Genomic DNA, 19,089 nt, shown 5'->3' with positions numbered 1-19,089 from the left:
ATCGACCGAGGGGAGGCCCGCCCGTGGCCACCGCCACCCAGGCCCGTCACGCCGGCGCCGTCCGCCGGGCGCCGTCCGCGCGGCTGCTCCCCGCCGCCGTGCTCGCCGCGATCGCCGCCGGGGCCCTCGCCGTGCTCCTGCCCTGGTGGCGCGACACCCTCGCCGTCGCGGGCGCAGTCGGCTGGCTGACCGGCGCGGGCCGGATCACGGGCCTGCTCGCCGGGTACGCGGCGCCGGTGCTGCTGCTCCTGATGGCCCGGCTCCCGCCGCTGGAGCGCGGGGTCGGCGCCGACCGCCTGGCCCGCTGGCACGCGTTCGGCGGCCGCTGGCTCGTCGGCCTGGTCACCGCCCACGTGCTGACGATCGTCTGGGGCTACGCGCTCACCGACGGCAGGGGAGTCCTCGCCGAGGGCGTGGAGATCGTGTTCCACTTCTCCGACATGCTCAAGGCCACGGCCGGGACCCTGCTCCTGCTCGGCACCGGCGCCGTCTCCGCCCGGGCCGCCCGCCGCCGCCTCAGCTACGAGACCTGGTACCACCTCCACCTCGCCACCTACCTGGCCGTCGCCCTCGCCTTCGGCCACCAGCTCAGCACCGGCGCCGACCTCGGCGACGGCCCGGGCCTCGCACTGTGGTACCTGCTGTACGGCGGCACCGCCGTCCTCATCGCCTGGTTCCGGCTCGCCGCGCCCGCCCTGCGCGACCGCCGCCACCGGCTGCGCGTCGCCGAGGTGCGCGAGGAGGCGCCGGGCGTGGTCTCGGTGTACGTCACCGGCGAGCGCCTGGACGAACTGCGGGTCCAGTCCGGGCAGTTCTTCCGCCTCCAGTTCCAGGCGCCGGGCCTGCGCTGGGCCGCCAACCCGTACTCCCTCTCCGCGCCGCCGCACCCGAGGTTCCTGCGCTTCACCGTCAAGGCCCTCGGCGGGCACAGCGCCGCCGTCGCCCGCCTGCGGCCCGGCACCTGGGTGCGCGCCGAGGGCCCGTACGGGGCGTTCACCGGCAGGCTGCAGCGCCGGCGCAAGGTACTGCTGCTCGGCGCGGGCGTCGGGATCACCCCGCTGCGGGCGCTGTTCGAGACGCTGCCCGGCGAGGTCACGCTCGTCCAGCGGGCCCGGCGGCCCGAAGACCTGTTGTTCCAGCAGGAGTTGGCGGCCGTGGCGGCGCGGCGGGGAGCCCGGGTGCACCACCTGATCGGCCCCCGCGAGCAGGTGGGGGACCTGGGTGCGGCCCTGGCCCGGATGCTGCCGGACCTCGCCGACCACGAGGTGTACCTCTGCGGGCCGGAGGCGATGACGGCCGAGGCCGTACGCGCCCTGCGGGCGGCGGGCGTGCCGCGCTCCCGGCTGCACCACGAGTCCTTCGCCCTCTGAAGCCCCGAACCCCCGAACCCCCGAACCCCCGAACCCCCGCCGCCCCGAGGACCGTTCACCCCTGGAGGAGTACGAACGTGCGCAGAGTCGTCGTCACCACCGCGGCCACCGCCGCCGGCGTGGTGCTGCTGCTGTCGCTGAAGCCCCACGCGGGCGCGGGCGGCGCCGCCACCCGGCCGATCAGCTCCGACGCCGGCCCGCAGCCCGCCACCCAGGCCACCGCGGCCACTTCGGCGACTCCGGCGACTCCCGGCTCGACGGCCTCCCCGACCACCACCACCACCCGCACCGTCACCGGCGACGCCGCCGACACCCGCTACGGCCCCGTCCAGGTCAAGGTCACCCTCGCCGGCACCCGGATCACCCGCATCGACGTCGTGCGCTACCCCAGCGAGAGCGGCCGCGACCGCTCCATCAACTCCTACGCCCTGCCCCAGCTCAACCAGGAGGCCATCACCGCCCAGAGCGCCGAGATCGACGTCGTCTCCGGCGCCAGCTACACCAGCGACGGCTACACCCGCTCCCTTCAGAGCGCCCTCGACAAGGCCCGCGGATGACCACGCCCCCGCTGCGCCACGCCGAGCACGTCATGGGCACCGTCTTCTCCTTCACCGTGCGCGACCCGGCCCCCTCCACGCTCGGAGCCCTGCGCCGCGTCACCGCCCGGCTGCACGAACTCGACGCCCTGTTCTCCCCCTACCGGCCGGACAGCCCCGTCAGCCGCCTCGGACGCGGCGAACTCGCCCTCGCCGACTGCGATCCGCGGATCGGCGAGGCGCTGCGCCAGTGCGCCCGGATCGCGGAGGAGACCGACGGCTACTTCACCGACCACCCGGCCGGACGGCTCGACCCGAGCGGCTGGGTCAAGGGCTGGGCCATCGAGGAAGCCTCCCGCGCCCTGTCCGAGGCGGGCTCCACGGCGCACTGCGTCAGCGGCGGCGGCGACGTGCAGACCGTCGGCGGCCCCTGGCGGATCGGCGTCGCGGAACCGCTGCAGCCCGGCGCCCTGGCCACCGTGATCACCGGCCACGACCTGGCCGTCGCCACCTCCGGCACCGCCGAACGCGGCGCCCACATCCACGACCCGCACACCGGCCGCCCGGCCACCGCCCTGGCCTCCCTCACCCTGGTCGGCCGCGGGATCGCCGACACCGACGCCTACGCCACCGCCGCCTTCGCCATGGGCTCCGACCGCGCCCTCGCCTGGGCCGCGGCCCGCCCCGACCTTGAGGCCCTCGCGATCCTCCCCGACGGACGCAGCCTCTCCACTCCGGGCCTGGCCCGCTGGACGGCCGCCTGACGGCCTCCTGACAGCCCGGAAAACCGGTCGACAGACGACGGCTCCTGTGGCAGGCTGCCGCCCATGATCAACGGAATCGAGTTCTCCCCGACCTGGTGAGCGCCCAGGAAGAGCGCCCTGCGCTCACGCCCCCGCTCACTCTTCACGACCGCGCACTGAACCTGCTGCGCGCCTCCCCGGGCGGCGTACCGGCACGACGCGGCTACCACCTGCCCGCAGAACCGGACCCCGACGAGGAGACGCCTCCCTGGAGCGAGGTCGACACCCTCCTCGAGGAAGCGCTCACCCCGCTGCCGCCTTCGGCCGACGCCCTGGCCGACGGCTTCGAGCGCCTCGGCCTCGGCGGGCGCCACAAATATTCGATCGCGCGCGTCGTCGACCGCCTCCCGCTGTCGGCGCACGACGAGGAGACGGCCCGCACCCTCGGGCGGCAACTGACCCGCACCGGCACGACGGTGCCCGCCGTGGCCGCCGGCCTCGCCCTGCTCGCCCGCTTCGGTGAACCCGAGGACGTCCCGTACCTGTCGGTCCTCGGCCTCTACCGGGACCTCAACATCCTGGCGGTCCTCGCCCTCGACACCCTCGACCGGCGACGTTCCGCCGTCGTCTGGCTGGCCGTCAACGCCGGCCGCCCCGAACAGCGGCCACTGGCCGAGGCCCTGTGGCGGGACGACCCGCACGCCGTACCCACCGAACTGCTCGCGTTCCCCACCGAGCACCGCCTCCTCACCGGCGACGTGGCCCGACGCATCGCCGATGCGTCCCGACTCGCGGACCTGCTCGACGAACACCCCACCGACACTCACCTACTGGCCCGTGCGGGCCTGCTCCTCGTCCGGATGGGCCGCTCATCGGACGCGGCGCGCGACCTCCTCGCCTGCGACGACGCGCTCAGGCTCTACGAGAGCGTCGCCACCCGGGCCGTCGGGCTGCCACCCACCCTCGACCACGCCGCCACCCTGCTCTCCCTCGCCCTGGACCTGAGCAGCGGCAGCGCCGTCCTGCTCGACTGGCCACCCGGCCGCCGCGCCGAACTCCTCGCCATCCTCCGCCACCTCCTCGCCGAGCCCCGCTGGGCGGAGGTGAGCGATCCGGACCAGCAGCACCGCACCGACTGGCTGCGCCGCACCCTGCGGCGGCTGCCCGACCATCCGGTCCCGCCTGCCGGGCTGCGCATCGAGGTGGTGGCCGCAGACCCCGCCGACCGGCAGCACGTCGAGACCCGCATCCTCATCGACGGCCGTCCGGTGGTCCCGGAGGTCTTCGGTAACGGCGCCGCCGGCAGGCCTGAACACGTGCTCAGTGACGGCCAGTTGAGGGCGACGGAGGAACCACGCGAGGTGCGGCTCGCGATGCCCGACTGCAGCGCGGAGGAGTGCTGCGGCGCCGTGTACGTCACCATCCGCCGCGACGGGCCGGAGGTGGTGTGGGAGAACTGGCGATACCCGGGCATGCTGCCGGGCAACCGCACACCCGCACCCGAGCTGCCCACCCACCGCTTCGACGCCGCCGCCTACGACGCGGAGATCACCCGCGCGGAGACGGACGACTCCTGGTCCTGGCCGGCCCGCACCATGGCCCACCTGATCAGGACGGGTCTGGAGCAGGAACCTGAGCTGCTCAAGCGCTGGAACGCCAAACCGGGCTGGATCAGCGTCAACCCCAGCCGCCCCGAGACCGTCGTGGTGACGATCTGGCAGTACCGGGTGCCGGTGGAGAATCCCGCCCGCCTCCGCTGGGTGCTCCCGGACGACGGCACCCCGCCCGAGTCCCAGGCCGCAGCCGCCCTCCGTCGCCTCACCGAGGAGGACCCGAGGACGATCGTCGCCGAGAGCGCCTGAGCCCGCGGTGGTCTTCGCGGCCACGACCGACCGCGAAGACCACCGCAGTGTGCACGGGCGCCCTACGCCCGGCGCATCGGCCGGGGCTCGCCGTACCGCTCCTCGAACTTCGCGTCGCCGAGCGCGGCGAGCTCCTCAGGAAAAGTGGCACAACTGCCACATGCACCTTCGAGTGAAATCCCTTCGAACACTCACCGTCGACGGCCCGCCCCCGGCTCCCCTAGACCTGGTAGTGCCCGGCGAGGTCGCCGTACCCGCCCGCCGACCACACCGCCAGGCGGAACTCGGGCAGGCTCAGCGCCCCCGCGCCCTGCCCGGCCGAGGCCGCGAAGTGCACGCTGCCGCACCGGTCGCAGTACCAGCTCTGCCGCCAGAGCCGTTCGGCCATGGGCCACCCGGCCGCCAGGCGGCGCTGCCGGGAGCGGTGGAACAGACCCGCGGTCACCAGCAGGGCGACGGCCGCGACGATGAACAGGATCGACGCCCACAGCGGGACGATGCCTTCCTCGTACCTGACGGGCCCGGGCACGTGGGGCGTCGGCTCGTGGGTGCTCGGTGGCCAGAGCGGGCCGTTGCCCGGGGCCGGGTGCGTGACCCAGTCGGGCGGCGACAGGTTGGGCTTCTCCATGACGGGCGTGCTGCGCGCGATGGTGCCCTGGACGAGGGTGAAGATCGCGGCGATCGTGCCCGGGACGCCCACGAACGTGAGCAGCGTCACGGGGATGCTCGGCCTCGGCGGCTTGGGCGCCAGCGCCCGGCCGAGGGCGGAGAGTTCCTCGCGGGTCTCGGTGTGGTCCGGGCGGCCCCGCTCGCCCCGCACGCGGACCCTGACGGTCCGGTGCTCGGCGAAGTGCACGGCCGGTACGCCCCGGAGGGCGTCCGTGAGTCCGCAGTTGGGGCAGGGCGGCAGCGTGACCCGTGGCTGCGCGGGTACGGCGTCGTCGATCGTCATGCGCGGTGATGTCCCCCCGGTCTCACAGCCTGACGGCTGTTCGTACGAGCGGGGACGCCACCGCCTGACGCCCGGTTGCATGCGAACCGGGCAGGACCGACCGGCAGTTGGAGAACCCCGGTCGGCCCGGAGCGTCAGCCGAGGTCGGCGCCCGGCTGCCAGCCGAGTGCGGGTGCGAGGCGGGTGGCGAGGTCGGTGAGGATCTGCTCGTAGTCCTCGCGTCCGAAGGTGAACGGCAGGGCGAACGCCACCTCGTCCACCTCCCGGAAGCCCGCGTGGGCGTGCAGCCGCTCGACCAGTTCCTCCGTGGTGCCCACCAGGTCCGGGGCGAAGAGCAGCCGCGCGGGCCCCTGCGGGGTGAGGGTGCGGGGGGTGCGCGCGGCCGCGTACGCCTCGTACCTGGCGCGCTGTTCGGGGGTGGCGGAGTCGGTGGGGATGACGACGAGGCCCTGGGAGACGCGGGCGCGCTCGCCGAGCGGGTGGTGGCTGCGGAAGGTGTGGATCAGCCCGGCCTGGATGGCGGCGAAGTCGAGGGTCCGCTCGGGGTCCTCGGCCTTGACGACGCTGCTGGTGAGCAGGCTGAGCCCCTGCTCGCCCGCCCAGCGGGCGGAGCGGGTGCTGCCCGCGCCGTACCAGAGCCGGTCGGCGAGCCCGGGGGAGTGGGGCTGGACGCGCCGCGAGTACTGCTCGATCCCCTCGGTGCCCTCGACGTCGGAGGCGTCCTCGCCGCGCACCAGCGCGAGGAAGCGCTCGGCGCGGGCGGGCGAGAAGTCCTCCCGCTCCCAGGTGTCGGGGTAGAGGGCGCCGCGCACGCTCTCCCAGTGGACGGGCGGGCCGACGCTGAACCCGGGGTTGAGCCGGCCGCCGGAGAGCACGTCGACGGTGGCGAGGTCCTCGGCGAGCCGCAGCGGGTTCTCCCAGCCGAGCGGGGTGACGGCGGTGCCGAGCTGGATGCGGCTGGTGCGTTGGGTGGCGGCCGCGAGCACGGCGACGGGGGAGGAGATCCCGTACTGGAGGTGGCGGTGCCGCAGCCAGGCGCTGTCGAAGCCGAGCCGCTCGCCGAACGCGATGAGGTCGAGGGTGTCCTCGTGGCCCCGGCGCGGGTCGGCCTCGTCGAAGAGCCCGATGGTGAGGAAGCCGAGCTTGCGCAGCGGGCGGGGGTTCGACGGCATGGTGGCGGCTCCGCGTGGTGTGGGGCGGGCCCGGGAGGGTCCGGGCCGGGGTGCCCGTCGAACGTACGCACCGGCAAGGCCGGGCCACAAGATCGGCGCGCGATCCGGATACGGGCGCGCAACACGGCGCAACCGGGGTTCACGCCGCAAGCGCGCGAGCCCGCCCGGCGAGCCTGGGACGGGGCTCGCCGGACGGGCTCGTACGAAGGGCTCAGCAGCTGCGCAGCTCGGGGCTCTGGTTGCGGATCTGGTTGTGCAGCGAGGTGAACTCCAGGTACGCCTCGCTCTCCTCGGAGCCCGGCCGGAACGCGCCGACGCGGTGGCAGTTGACGAAGGCGAGCTTCACCCCGAAGTGGTCCTCCAGGCTGCCCCGGATCGCGTCGCTGGCCAGCGCGCGCAGCAGCTGGGCGCGCTCCTCGTCGCTGGGTGTGGTGTTGTCGGTGCTGAACTCCTGCTCGGTGGCGGCGAGTTCGGTGCTGAGCCCGGCGACGACCTGGTAGGCGTACGGGAGCGAGGCGCGGACGGTCTCGAGGAAGTCGTCCTGGGCGACGCGCCCCTCCTGGGCCTGGGCGAGGAGGGCGGGGGAGACGTCGAGCGACATGGGTGTCCTCATTCCTGGTTATCGAAGATGAAAACCATTGCAAGAAGGACTGTGCCGGGCCCCCTGACGCCCTGTCAAGCCGCCTCCCCCGCGGAGGGGGCCTCTGGCCTGCGCACCTTGATGACGAACACGGCGATCAGCACCGCCAGCGCCGCGAAGACCAGCCCCATCTGGAAGGCGCTCGCGATGCCGTGCACCAGCACCTCCGAGGAGTACGGGGCCGGAAGCCGCCCGCTCGCCCTGAACTCGGCCGCCTGCTGCGGGCTCGCCTGCCGCAGGAACGCGGCCACCTGGTGGCCCGCCTCGTTGCGGCTCGCCGTGCCGTACACGGTGACGAGGATCGACAGCCCGAGCGAACCGCCCACCTGCTGCGTGGTGTTGAGCATGCCGGTGGCCGCGCCGGCCTCGTGCGGGGCGACGTGCGAGACGGCGGTCAGCATCACCGGGACGAAGATCGAGCCCATGCCGAAGCCGAACATCAGGGTCGGCCCGAGCACGCCGCCCGCGTAGCTGGTGTGGGAGTCGATGCGGGTGGACCACAGGACGCCGCCCAGGACCAGCAGCGAGCCCGCCATCAGGAAGGGCTTGGGGCCGAAGCGGATCTGGTTGCGCGCGGCGAACTGTGCGGCCGCGATGATCGCCGCGCTGATCGGCAGGAAGGCGAAGCCCGCGCGCAGCGGGCTGAAGCCGAGGATGTCCTGCACGAACAGGGTCACGAAGAAGAAGATGCTGAACATCGCCGCCGCCACGCAGAGCATCAGCCCGTACGCGCCGGAGCGGTTGCGGTCGCGGAACAGGTGCAGCGGCGTGATCGGCTGCGGCGCGCGCCGTTCGTTCAGCAGGAAGGCCGCCAGCAGGGCGACGGCCAGGCTGAAGGCGAGCAGGGTGACGGAGTCCGACCAGCCGTGCTCGGAGGCGCGGATGAATCCGTACACCAGCGAGACCATGCCCGTCGTGGCCGTGAAGGCGCCGGTGAGGTCGAAGCGCCCGGGGTGGCGCTCGGACTCGTTGATGTACAGCGGCGCGAGCAGGGCGATGGCCAGGCCGATCGGCAGGTTGACGAAGAACACCCACCGCCAGGAGAGCCAGGAGGTGAGCATCCCGCCGAGCAGCAGTCCGACCGCGCCGCCCGCTCCGGCCACGGCGGAGTAGACCCCGAAGGCGCGGTTGCGGGCCGGGCCCTCCCTGAAGTTGGTGGCGATCAGCGCCAGCGCGGTCGGCGAGGCGATGGCGCCGCCGAGGCCCTGGAGCGAGCGGGCCGCGAGCAGCCAGGCGGAGGACTGGGCCACGCCGCCCAGCAGAGAGGCCGCGCTGAACACGAGGACGCCGACCACGAAGACCCGCCGGCGCCCGAGGATGTCGCCGGCCCGGCCGCCGAGGAGCAGCAGACCGCCGAAGGTGAGGGTGTAGGCGTTGATCACCCAGGACAGGTTGGTGGTCGAGAAACCCAGCGCCTGCTGGATGTGCGGCAGGGCGATGTTCACGATCGTGATGTCCAGGACCACCATCAGCTGGGTGGCCGCGATGACGGTGAGGGCTATCCCTGGGTGCTGGCCCCGGCGCGCGGTCGCGGGCGGGGCGGTCGCCAGGGCGCGCGAGGTGGCCATGGCCTGGTCCCCCAGTGGCTCGGGTGCGAACGACGGGGAGGGCGAGCGGGCTCGTCCGCCACCATCGACGGTAGTCCCGGGGCATTAGGGAACACAAGCGTTCATTAAGGATAGGACACGGACAAAACTGCGCCATAAGGGTGAATTTCGACGATTCATGCTGGCGCCGTACAAATGTCTCATGTGCGGTCGGGTGGACTTCGCCCATGCGACTTCGATTCCGGACCGGGAGGATCGCCGGTGTGCTGGCCCTGGTGGCCGGCTCGCTGCTGAGCAGCAGCGTGCTGGCACCTCCGGCACAGGCGGCCATCTCCTTCACCAAATCCGTGGACAAGGCGACCGCCTCTCCGGGAGAGACCGTCACCTACACCCTGAAATACACCTGCTCGATCACCGAGTGCACCAACGGGAACATCCTCGACACCCTCCCGCCGAACATGCAGTTCCTCGGCTGGACCCCGGACCCGTCCACCGTGGACGAAGCCGCCTCCACCGTGCCCGCCGCCGGGGCGATGGGCGGCTCGATGGACATCAAGCTGAAGAGCCTCAGCCCGGGCACCACCGCCACCATCACGGTGGCGATGAAGTACCCGAACTTCTCCACCCCCAACGGCGCGGCCTCCACCAACTCGGCGACCATGTCGGCCACCAACGAGCCGACCCAGTCCTCCAGCGCCAACACCAAGGCGGCCGTGCAGCCGCAGTACACGGTGACCAAGGGCATCCAGACCACCAGCAGTGACGGACGCACCGTCACCTACCAGTTCAGCGCCTGCGCCACCGACAACGTGCCCAACGTCGACCTCGACACCAGCCGCCTCCTCGACACCCTGCCGCCGGGCGCCGTCGTCGACACCAGCCGCTCGCCGGGCTGGTCCCAGGTCCCGCCCGGGCCCAACACCTGGGGCTTCGACATCGGGGCCTTCACCTCCGGCAACGGGCGCGGCGGCTGCCGCAACCCGGGCGCGCTGGTCGTCAACTACCCCGCGGCCGACTTCCCGGACGGCACCACCTCCGACAACCACGTCGACCTGCTGGGCGCCCCGCTGACCGAGGCCGAGCGCAAGCTCGACAGCGCCTCCACCACCACCGGGCAGTTCCGCCCGCCGGCGACCGGCGTCGTGGTGACCGCCAGCAAGGTGTGGCGCGACACCACCACCAACGGCGACCTCAACTCGTTCAGCCTCTCCGCCACCAACACCGCCGGCCCGGCCACCAGCCTGACCATCACGGACCCCGGCGCCGGGAGCACGGACGGCGTCTACAACTGGATCTACCCGCAGTCGATCCAGCTGGAGCCCTGGAACCCGACCAGCATCCAGCTCACCCTGCAGTACCGCCTCAACGGCGACCCCACCTGGCAGACCTTCACCCCCGCCAGCCCCTTCAACGGCTCCGGCCCGCGCCGCGTCACCTTCGCCCAGGGCGCGGGCAACCCGTCCAACGACGAGCTGGGCATCCCCGCCGGGCGCTGGCTGGACGGGCTGAGGTTCACCTGGAACGGGCCCATCCCCACCGGCTGGAGCCCCGGCAACGCCGTCCAGCTGGTCACCCAGGTCGCCACCCCCGGCCACGACGGCCGTCCGGCCCCGGTGCCGCTGACCAACTGCGTGGACACCACCGCCAGCGACGGCTCCAACAGCGCCTCCGCCAACGCCTGCGCCTCCACGACCATCACCCAGGCCACCAACCTCGGCGCCGCCAAGACCACCGTCGCCGGTGAGCTTTCCGCCCCCGGCGGCAAGGCCACCTTCCAGGTCATCCCGTACAACCGCAGCGCCCGCGACCTGGAGCGCCCGCTCGTCCTCTACGACGTGCTCCCGGCCGGCGTCGTCTACATCGACGGCTCCGCCCGTCCGGACCCGAACTACCCGGACGCCAAGGCGCCCACCTCGATCACGGTGAAGCCCGGCCCGGACGGGCGCCAGATCCTCCGGATGGAGTGGCCCGCCGGCGCTCCCGACATGACGTACCTGCACGACCAGCTGGCCTACCGGATGCTCTTCGACGTCCAGGTCGCCAGCAGCATCCGCGCCGGTGAGCTGACCAACGACATCTACGTCACGGTCGACCAGCCCACCCACCCGGTCTCCTGCATGTTCTCCGGCTCCGACAGCGGCAGCACCCCGGACGTGCTCGACCTCAACGGCAACGGCGACACCAGCGAGCTGATGTGCCACGCCTCGTCCAAGATCCAGGTCGACGCGCCCGCCGTGCTGCGCTCGTACAAGGAGGTCAAGGGCGACCTCGACTCCGACTACGTCACCATCGGCACCGCCACCCCCGGCGGCCAGACCTCCTGGCGCATGACCGTGCGCAACGACTCGCCGGACCCGGTCACCCAGTTCATCGCCTACGACAAGCTGCCCACCCCGGGCGACAACTACGTCCTCACCCAGGACGCCCAGCGCGGCAGCGCCTGGGCGCCCTCGCTGAGCCAGCCGATCACCGCCAGCGACCCGACCGTGGTCATCGAGTACACCACGGACGCCAACCCCTGCGTCGAGACGGTGATCGTCGACCGCACCGGCTGCAACGCGGGCGCCGTCTGGAGCAGCACCTTCCCCGGCCCCGGCACGGCCACCTGGTTCCGCATCCACCGCCCCGGCAGCATGGCCCCGGGTGAGTCCTTCACCCTGACCTGGCCGATGGTCGCCTCCTACGACGCGCCCGAGGGCGACTACGCCTGGAACAGCTTCGCCTTCACCGCCACCGACAACTCCGGCCGCCAGCTGCTGCCGGCCGAGCCGCCGAAGGTCGGCGTCTCCGTCAAGAAGACGGCCCCGACCAACAACGCGCTCGGCGACTACGTCTGGTGGGACAAGGACGAGTCCGGCGTCCAGAAGCCCGGCGACACCGGGATCGCCGGCGTCACCGTCAACCTGCTGGACGGCAACGGGCAGCCCGTGCGCGACAAGGACGGCAAGCCGGTCACCACGGTGACGGACGCCAGCGGGCACTACCTGTTCGACAACCTGCCGGACGGGACCTACCAGGTGCGGTTCGACCTGGCGACGCTGCCGAAGGGGGCGACCGTCACCAAGCGGGGTGCCGGGACGGACCCGACGAAGGACTCGGACGCGGACCCGGGGACCGGGCTCACGCAGAGCGTCACGCTCAGCGGGGGGCAGCGGTACCTGGACCTGGACATGGGGGTGATCCTGCCGAACACCTCGCCGTCGCCGAGCCCGTCGCCGTCTCCCTCGCCGAGCCCGTCGCCGTCTCCCTCGCCGTCGCCGAGCCCGTCTCCCTCGCCGAGCCCGAGTCCGAGTCCGTCGCCGAGCCCGAGCCCGAGCCCCTCGCCCTCGCCGAGCCCCAGCCCCAGCCCCTCGCCGTCGCCGAGCAACTCGCCCAGCCCGAGCGGGTCCCCGTCGACCTCGCCGAGCCACACGACGACCCCGCCGACCAGCCCGAGCACCCCGTCCGGATCGAGCAGCCCCGCGCTGCCGGACACCGGCAGCAGCACCAACGGCCCGCTGCTCCTGGCCTTCGGGGCGCTGGCGATCCTCGGCGGTCTGCTCTTCTGCGTGATGGCCTACCGCCGACCGGGACGCCACAGCTGACGAGAGGCTGAACAACCGCACACACGGAACACCAGTGGCGCCGCCTCCAGCGGCGCCACTGCCGCGTCTACGCGGTCACCTTGCCGACGAACTCCGCGAGGTTGCCGAGCAGGCGCGCGACCTTCTCCTCCTCGGTCAGGGACTCGTGGAAGCGGGTCCCGTTGTCCTTCCTGCCACGGATGTACAGGGAGCAGGCCAGGTCGGCGCACATGTAGGCGCCCACCGAGTTGCCCTGCTTGCCGGCCTGGCCCGCCCGCGGGGCGACCAGCAGGGCGACGTTGCCGGTCTGCGGGGTGACGCAGAGGGAGCAGATGCTGCGGCGGGCCTGCCAGGAGGCGGCGGCGGTGGAGCGCAGCGTCACGGCGACCAGGCGGCCGTCGAGCTCGACGGCGAAGTAGGCGCGGTCGGGGGCCTGGGGATCCCGCCATCCGAGGAAGTCCAGGTCCTCCCAGGGGAGTTCGGGCAGGTCACGGGGGACGTTCAGCCGCGACGCCTCTCCCTTGGAACAGTTCACGAAGGCGGCGCGGATCTCTTTTTCGGTCAACGGCTTCATAGGAGGCAACGTAAATTACCTAGGAGACCTAGGCAAATGTATATTTACCCTAGGAGACCAACGGGCACCGAGTGACGAGCGACGAAGGACGGCATGGCGCGCGCAGGACTCAACACGGAACGTCTCGTCCGGGCCGGCGCGGAACTGGCCGACGAGGTCGGCTTCGACAAGGTGACCGTCTCGGCGCTCGCCCGCCGCTTCGGGGTCAAGGACGCGAGCCTCTACTCGCACGTCAAGAACTCGCAGGACCTCAAGACCAGGATCGCCCTGCTCGCCCTGGAGGAACTCGCCGACCGCGTCGCCGACGCCCTCGCCGGGCGCGCCGGACGGGACGCCCTGGCCGCCTTCGCCGACGCCTACCGCCGCTACGCCCGCGAACACCCCGGCCGCTACGCCGCCGCACAGCTCCCGCTGGACACCGAGACCGCCCTCGCCAGCGCGGGCGTCCGGCACGCGCAGATGACCAGGGCCCTCCTGCGCGGCTACCACCTCGCCGAACCCGACGAGACCGACGCCGTCCGCCTGCTCGGCAGCACCTTCCACGGCTACGCCACACTGGAGGGCTCCGGCGGCTTCTCGCACACCGCGCGCAGCGCCGACGACTCCTGGGCGCGCATCATCGACGGCCTCGACGCCCTGCTGCGCGCCTGGCCCGCGCCGCCCACCGGAGCCACCGGCCCGTCACCCGACTGAGGTACGGTGCCCCGTCACCTGTACGGACTGCACCGACACGGCATGGGAGTGAATCGTGGGCCGACCGGCGGAACCAGGGCTGCAACGCCGACTGGGGCTCTTCGACGCCGTGGTGATCGGGCTCGGCTCGATGATCGGCGCCGGGATCTTCGCCGCCCTCGCCCCCGCCGCCGGCGCCGCCGGCTCGGGGCTGCTGCTCGGGCTGGCCCTGGCCGCCGTGGTGGCGTACTGCAACGCCACCTCCTCGGCTCGCCTGGCCGCCCGCTACCCGCAGTCAGGCGGGACGTACGTGTACGGGCGCGAGCGGCTCGGGCCGTTCTGGGGCCATCTGGCCGGGTGGGGGTTCGTGGTCGGCAAGACCGCCTCCTGCGCGGCGATGGCGCTGACCGTCGGCGGCTACGTCTGGCCGGGCCAGGCGCACGCCGTGGCGGTGGCCGCCGTGGTGGCGCTCACCGCCGTCAACTGCGCAGGCGTGCAGAAGTCGGCGGTGGTGACCCGGGTGATCGTCGCCGTCGTCCTGGCGGTGCTCGCCGCCGTCGTCGTCGCGGCCCTCACCTCCGGCGCCGCCGACACCGCCCGGCTCGACCTCGGCGGCGACGCCACCGCCCAGGGCGTCCTGCGGGCGGCCGGGCTGCTGTTCTTCGCCTTCGCCGGGTACGCCCGGATCGCCACCCTCGGGGAGGAGGTCCGCGACCCGGCCCGCACCATCCCGCGCGCGATCCCGATCGCCCTCGGCATCGCCCTCGCCGTGTACGCGCTGGTCGCCGTCGCCGTGCTGGGCGTCCTCGGCCCAGCCCAACTCGCCACCGCCACAGCGCCGTTGGCCGAGGCCGTACGGGCGGCCGGGGCCGGGTGGCTGGCGCCCGTCGTCCGGGTCGGCGCGGCGCTGGCGGCACTCGGCTCGCTGCTCGCGCTGATCCTCGGGGTCTCCCGGACCACCCTCGCCATGGCCCGCGACGGTCACCTGCCGCGCGGCCTCGCCGCCGTCCACCCGCGCAGCCGGGTGCCGCGCCGCGCGGAGATCGCGATCGGCGCGGTGGTCGCCCTCGTGGCGGCCACGGCCGACCTGCGCGGGGCGATCGGCTTCTCCTCCTTCGGCGTGCTGACGTACTACGCCGTCGCCAACGCCTCCGCCTGGACGCTGCCGAAGGAGGAGGGGCGCCCGCCCCTCGCGGTGCCCGTCGTCGGGCTGCTCGGCTGCGCGGTGCTGGCCGCCGCGCTGCCGGTGGCCTCGGTGGCGGCCGGCGCGGCGGTGATCGCGCTCGGCGCGGGCGCGTACGGCCTGCGGGCCGTCAGCGGGAGGTCGCCGCGATAGCGGAACGGACGGTGAGCAGGCAGGGATCGCAGTAGCGGTCGGGGGTTCCGGCGGCCGGGGTTTCCAGGCTCGGCATCACCCGCTGGGACGGTTCCAGGAACCGCCCGCACAGGGACGAGGACGCGTCGTCCTTGGCCACCACGTGCCACACCACGGCCGGCGGGGACACCGCCGGGTCGTGCTCGGCCCACATCTCGTACACGGCTCGACCTCCGGATCGCTGGGGCGGGGCCACTCCATGCAAACCCGCCCCGCCCCACGCGGCCACCCGGCCGGACCCGGTGGGATGGTGACGGAACCCGCGGGCTGGACGGTCCACCACCAGGCGATGCTCGGGTAGGGCGGTACGGCGGGCGGGTGCGAGCGCCGGAGCATGGAGGCGTCGTCACCCCGGCGCACGACCGGCGCAGGGCGGTGTGAGCCCGGAACCCGCTCCCACCAGGGGTGGGAGGATGTCAGTGACAGCGAGAACGCCTCCGGAGAGCGGGGCGGGGGCCGAGGAAGGTGCGCAGCATGACCGCAGAGACCGGCACCGTGTGCGGACCGGCGGCCGGGCCTCCGCTGCGGAGGCGCGGTGAGGCGCTGGAGAGCGCCATCTACGAGGCGGTCCTGCGGCAGCTCACCACCGACGGGTACGCGCGGATGACCATGGAGGGCGTCGCCTCCGCCGCGCAGACCGGAAAGGCGGCGCTGTACCGCCGCTGGTCCAGCAAGGAGGAACTGGTCCGGGACGCGCTGCGCGCCAGCCTGCCGCCCGCCGGGCCGGCGCCCGACACTGGGGCGCTGCGCGACGACCTGCTGGAGGTGGTGGAGAGGCTGCGCGCCGCGATGGTCAGCGAGGTGGGCGCCGCCGTGCGCGCGATCATGGGCGAGCTGGACCAGCGGCGGGCGCACGTGTTCCTGGAGATCGTGCTGGAGCGGGTCGTGGAGCCGACCACCGCGATGGTCGCCGAGGTGCTGGAGCGCGGCGCGGCACGCGGTGAGGTCCGGGCGGGCGCGGTGACGCCGCTGGTCGTGGACCTGGTGCCGGCGCTGATGCTGTACCGGATGAAGATGTGCGGCGGGGACACCGAGGGCGTCGACCCGGAGGCCATCGTGGACGAGGTGCTGCTGCCGGTCGTCCGGCCCTGACCCCGGACGCGGTCGGGGCCCGGCTCCGGGAAGGAGCCGGGCCCCGGTGGTGCTCCGGGCTGGTCAGGCGCCGCTGTGGCGGAGCATGTCCTCGCGCTCGACGACCTTGACCCGCTCGCGGTCCTCGGCCGCGCCGAGGGCGCGCTCGTGGGCGTCGAGCAGCTTCCAGCCGTCCCAGGTGGTGAACCGCACGCCCTGGGCGCGCAGGTGCTCCTCGACGGCGGCCGGGTCCGGCTCGACGGCGCCGGGCAGGCGGCCCTGCGCGTGGTCGTCGAGCAGGCAGGCGACCGTCTCGTTGGCGTCGCCCTTGGTGTGGCCGATCAGGCCGACCGGGCCGCGCTTGATCCAGCCGGTGACGTACGTGGCGGCGCGGTGCGAGCCGTCGCCGTCCAGGACGCGGCCGGCCTCGTGCGGGACGGTGCCGGAGGCCGGGTCGAAGGGGAGCTTCGGCAGCTCGTCCGAGTAGTAGCCGACCGCCCGGTAGACGGACTGCACGTCCCAGTCGGTGAAGCGGCCGGTGCCGCGCACGTTGCCCGTGCCGTCGAGCTCGGTGCGCTCGGTGCGCAGGCCCACGACCTTGCCGTCCTGGCCCAGCACCTCGGTGGGGGACTCGAAGAAGTGCAGGTGGACGCGGTGAGGGCGGTCGCCGACGTCGCGGATCGCCCACTTCTCGATGGTCGAGGCGACCAGGTCGACGTGCTTGACCGCGCGGCGCTCGGCGATCGAGCCGTCGTCGTACTCGATGTCCTCGGGGTCGACGATGACCTCGATGTTCGGCGAGTGGTCCAGCTCGCGCAGCTCCATCGGGCTGAACTTGGCCTGTGCGGGGCCGCGGCGGCCGAAGACGTGCACCTCGACGGCGCGGTTGGCCTTGAGGCCCTCGTACACGTTCGGCGGGATCTCGGTGGGCAGCAGCTCGTCGGCGGTCTTGGCGAGCACGCGGGCGACGTCCAGGGCGACGTTGCCGACGCCGAGGACGGCGACCTTCTCGGCCTCCAGCGGCCAGGTGCGCGGCACGTCCGGGTGGCCGTCGTACCAGGAGACGAAGTCGGCGGCGCCGTAGGAGCCGTCCAGCTCGATGCCGGGGATGCCCATGGCGCGGTCGGCCATCGCGCCGGTGGAGAACACCACGGCGTCGTAGAAGCGGTTCAGGTCGTCCAGGGCGAGGTCGGCCGGGTAGTCGACGTTGCCGAAGAGACGGACCTGGGGCTTGTCGATCACCTGGTGCAGGGCCGTCACGATGCCCTTGATCCGGGGGTGGTCGGGCGCGACGCCGTAGCGGATCAGGCCGAAGGGCGCGGGCATCCGCTCGAAGAGGTCGATCGAGACCCCGGGGTTCTGGGCGGCGTCGGACTTCAGCAGGGCGTCGGCGGCGTAGATGCCGGCGGGGCCGGCTCCGACGATCGCGACCCTGATCGGGCGGTGCATGGTGAAACGTCCTCCGGGCTGGCGCAACGGGTAATGGACTATACCTGCGCAGCAAACCCGGAGGACGGGCGGGGGTGTAGGGGGCACCGGTCTATGGGGCCATAGAGAGGGCCTATGGGGTGGGGGCTTTACGGACGGGGGTCGGCGGTGTCCCCGGTGGTGTGGTCCGAGGTGTTCTCGGTGGCGCCGGTGGCGCCGGTGGCGCCGTTCGTGACGCGGGTGGTCGCGGCCTCGAAGAAGCGCAGCAGCTCCACCGGGAAGGGCAGCACCAGCGTCGAGTTCTTCTCCGCCGCCACCTCCACCACCGTCTGGAGCAGGCGCAGTTGCATCGCCGCCGGGGTCTCGGACATCTTCGTCGCCGCCTCGGCGAGCTTCGCGGCGGCCTGGAACTCGCCGTCCGCGGTGATGATCCGGGCCCGGCGCTCCCGGTCGGCCTCGGCCTGACGGGCCATCGAGCGCTTCATCGAGTCCGGCAGGCTGACGTCCTTGATCTCCACCCGGTCGATGTGCACGCCCCAGCCGGTGGCCGGGCTCTCCAGCATCACCTCCAGGCCCTGGTGGAGGTTCTCCCGCCCGGAGAGCAGGTCGTCCAGCTCGCTCTTGCCGATGATCGAGCGCAGCGAGGTCTGGGCGACCTGCAGCATCGCGAAGCTGTAGTTCTGCACGTCCACGGTGGCCCGGATCGGGTCGTTGACCCGGAAGTAGAGCACCGCGTCGACGCTCACCGAGACGTTGTCCTTGGTGATGCCCTCCTGCGCCGGCACCGGCATGGTGACGACCTGGACGTTCACCTTGCGCATCCTGTCGATCACCGGCACCAGCAGGGTGAGCCCCGGCTCGCGGACCCGCCCGCGCACCCGGCCGAGCCGGAACACCACGCCGCGCTCGTACTGCTGCACCACCCTCACCCCGGTGGACAGCAGGAACAGCACCAGCACGACGACGATCACGAGCGCTGCCATGGTCGTTCGGCCTCCCCCGTACGCGGCGCAGCCCCGCCGGAACCGGAATGGTCCTGTCGCGCGGGCGGCGAGCCGCGCAGCACAGTATGCGCGCGGGCGGGCCGGTGGGACAGGGCTTTTGCACGGGCCGTTCACGCGGGCGCGAGGGGCCGGGCGACGGGCGGGTGACGCGGGTGAAACCGCCGACGGCCCGTCCAGGGGTACGGGCCGCCGACGGGGCTTCGGTGGCGGTTCAGGCGGCCAGCGGCGGGACCGGGGCGCACCTGACCTGGTACCGCTTCCAGGCCCCGTTGACCTGGAGCCAGATGTAGCACTTCGTCTCGAGCAGCTGCGCCGAACCGCCGGGCGCCGAGGAGTTGGGCGCCGAGGAGTTGGGCGCGGAGGAGTCGGGCGCCGAGACCTGCGCCGAGGCGGTGGTCGCCGTCGCGAGGCCGAGGCCCGTGAACGCGACCAGACCGGCGAGGGCCACGGCCGCGCGCCGCCTGCCGCGGCCGGGGGTGGTGGTGCTGATGGCCATGGAGCGGCCCCTTTCCGAAGTGATGGGATCAACGGGCTTGAGAGCGAACGGTGTTGGGCGCGGTGGTACGGGACCAGGGGCGCG

General features: G+C 73.2%; 17 protein-coding genes. 8 read left to right on the top strand and 9 right to left on the bottom strand.

Annotated features, from left to right (window positions below; translation table 11 throughout):
* Positions 1–23: 23 nt before the first annotated feature.
* From ACIBCA_RS00440 to ACIBCA_RS00425, 4 genes are all read left to right on the top strand, one after another.
* Positions 24–1,370, top strand: coding sequence for a ferric reductase-like transmembrane domain-containing protein (locus ACIBCA_RS00440; protein ID WP_396280525.1), 1,347 nt, complete (start codon positions 24–26; stop codon positions 1,368–1,370).
* A 77-nt stretch (positions 1,371–1,447) separates the two neighbouring features.
* Positions 1,448–1,927, top strand: a complete 480-nt coding sequence (locus ACIBCA_RS00435; RefSeq protein ID WP_396280524.1) for an FMN-binding protein — start codon at positions 1,448–1,450, stop codon at positions 1,925–1,927.
* On the top strand, positions 1,924–2,670 hold the full coding sequence (locus ACIBCA_RS00430; protein ID WP_396280523.1) for an FAD:protein FMN transferase: 747 nt from the start codon (positions 1,924–1,926) through the stop codon (positions 2,668–2,670). Before ACIBCA_RS00435 ends, ACIBCA_RS00430 begins: the two co-directional genes overlap by 4 nt.
* A 95-nt stretch (positions 2,671–2,765) precedes the next feature.
* Complete coding sequence (locus tag ACIBCA_RS00425) at positions 2,766–4,511, top strand: hypothetical protein (protein WP_396280522.1); 1,746 nt, start codon at positions 2,766–2,768, stop codon at positions 4,509–4,511.
* A 220-nt stretch (positions 4,512–4,731) separates the two neighbouring features.
* Here ACIBCA_RS00425 and ACIBCA_RS00420 read toward each other — a convergent pair whose 3' ends face one another.
* The 4 genes from ACIBCA_RS00420 to ACIBCA_RS00405 form a co-directional block, all read right to left on the bottom strand.
* A complete protein-coding gene (locus ACIBCA_RS00420) occupies positions 4,732–5,463 on the bottom strand; it encodes a hypothetical protein (RefSeq protein WP_396280521.1) in 732 nt (243 codons plus the stop codon).
* A 134-nt stretch (positions 5,464–5,597) separates the two neighbouring features.
* Positions 5,598–6,635, bottom strand: coding sequence for an LLM class flavin-dependent oxidoreductase (locus ACIBCA_RS00415; protein WP_396280520.1), 1,038 nt, complete (start codon positions 6,633–6,635; stop codon positions 5,598–5,600).
* A 211-nt stretch (positions 6,636–6,846) separates the two neighbouring features.
* Complete coding sequence (locus ACIBCA_RS00410; RefSeq protein ID WP_396280519.1) at positions 6,847–7,236, bottom strand: SCO5389 family protein; 390 nt, start codon at positions 7,234–7,236, stop codon at positions 6,847–6,849.
* A 74-nt stretch (positions 7,237–7,310) separates the two neighbouring features.
* A complete protein-coding gene (locus tag ACIBCA_RS00405) occupies positions 7,311–8,843 on the bottom strand; it encodes an MFS transporter (protein WP_396280518.1) in 1,533 nt (510 codons plus the stop codon).
* Between the two features lie 206 nt (positions 8,844–9,049).
* Here ACIBCA_RS00405 and ACIBCA_RS00400 point away from each other — a divergent pair, with 206 nt between their 5' ends.
* Positions 9,050–12,406 carry an SdrD B-like domain-containing protein gene (locus ACIBCA_RS00400; RefSeq protein WP_396280517.1) on the top strand — a complete coding sequence of 1,119 codons (3,357 nt, stop codon included), beginning with the start codon at positions 9,050–9,052 and terminating at the stop codon, positions 12,404–12,406.
* Between the two features lie 67 nt (positions 12,407–12,473).
* Here the strand turns inward: ACIBCA_RS00400 and ACIBCA_RS00395 are convergent, their stop codons facing one another.
* Entirely contained in the window at positions 12,474–12,959 is a 486-nt protein-coding gene (locus ACIBCA_RS00395; protein ID WP_396280516.1) for an FBP domain-containing protein, read from the bottom strand.
* A 93-nt stretch (positions 12,960–13,052) separates the two neighbouring features.
* Here ACIBCA_RS00395 and ACIBCA_RS00390 point away from each other — a divergent pair, with 93 nt between their 5' ends.
* A complete protein-coding gene (locus ACIBCA_RS00390; RefSeq protein WP_396280515.1) occupies positions 13,053–13,652 on the top strand; it encodes a TetR/AcrR family transcriptional regulator in 600 nt (199 codons plus the stop codon).
* A gap of 55 nt (positions 13,653–13,707) precedes the next feature.
* Positions 13,708–14,967 (top strand): APC family permease, encoded by a 1,260-nt coding sequence (locus ACIBCA_RS00385; RefSeq protein WP_396280514.1) that lies wholly within the window; start codon positions 13,708–13,710, stop codon positions 14,965–14,967.
* Here the strand turns inward: ACIBCA_RS00385 and ACIBCA_RS00380 are convergent.
* Positions 14,945–15,169 carry a hypothetical protein gene (locus tag ACIBCA_RS00380; RefSeq protein WP_396280513.1) on the bottom strand — a complete coding sequence of 75 codons (225 nt, stop codon included), beginning with the start codon at positions 15,167–15,169 and terminating at the stop codon, positions 14,945–14,947. The genes ACIBCA_RS00385 and ACIBCA_RS00380 overlap by 23 nt on opposite strands.
* A gap of 311 nt (positions 15,170–15,480) precedes the next feature.
* Between ACIBCA_RS00380 and ACIBCA_RS00375 the strand changes: the two genes are divergently transcribed.
* Positions 15,481–16,098: a TetR/AcrR family transcriptional regulator gene (locus ACIBCA_RS00375; protein WP_396280512.1), complete on the top strand. Its 618-nt coding sequence runs from the start codon at positions 15,481–15,483 to the stop codon at positions 16,096–16,098.
* Between the two features lie 63 nt (positions 16,099–16,161).
* Here ACIBCA_RS00375 and ACIBCA_RS00370 read toward each other — a convergent pair whose 3' ends face one another.
* The 3 genes from ACIBCA_RS00370 to ACIBCA_RS00360 form a co-directional block, all read right to left on the bottom strand.
* Positions 16,162–17,526: an FAD-dependent oxidoreductase gene (locus ACIBCA_RS00370; protein WP_396280511.1), complete on the bottom strand. Its 1,365-nt coding sequence runs from the start codon at positions 17,524–17,526 to the stop codon at positions 16,162–16,164.
* A 128-nt stretch (positions 17,527–17,654) separates the two neighbouring features.
* Positions 17,655–18,488, bottom strand: a complete 834-nt coding sequence (locus tag ACIBCA_RS00365) for a slipin family protein (protein WP_396280510.1) — start codon at positions 18,486–18,488, stop codon at positions 17,655–17,657.
* A gap of 232 nt (positions 18,489–18,720) precedes the next feature.
* Positions 18,721–19,005, bottom strand: coding sequence for a hypothetical protein (locus ACIBCA_RS00360; RefSeq protein WP_396280509.1), 285 nt, complete (start codon positions 19,003–19,005; stop codon positions 18,721–18,723).
* Between the last annotated feature and the right edge of the window lie 84 nt (positions 19,006–19,089).

The organism is Kitasatospora sp. NPDC051170 (assembly GCF_044455705.1).
Lineage (GTDB): Bacteria > Actinomycetota > Actinomycetes > Streptomycetales > Streptomycetaceae > Kitasatospora.
The sequence above is the reverse complement of the archived record's forward strand: the minus strand, read 5'-3'. Positions and strand labels throughout refer to the sequence as shown.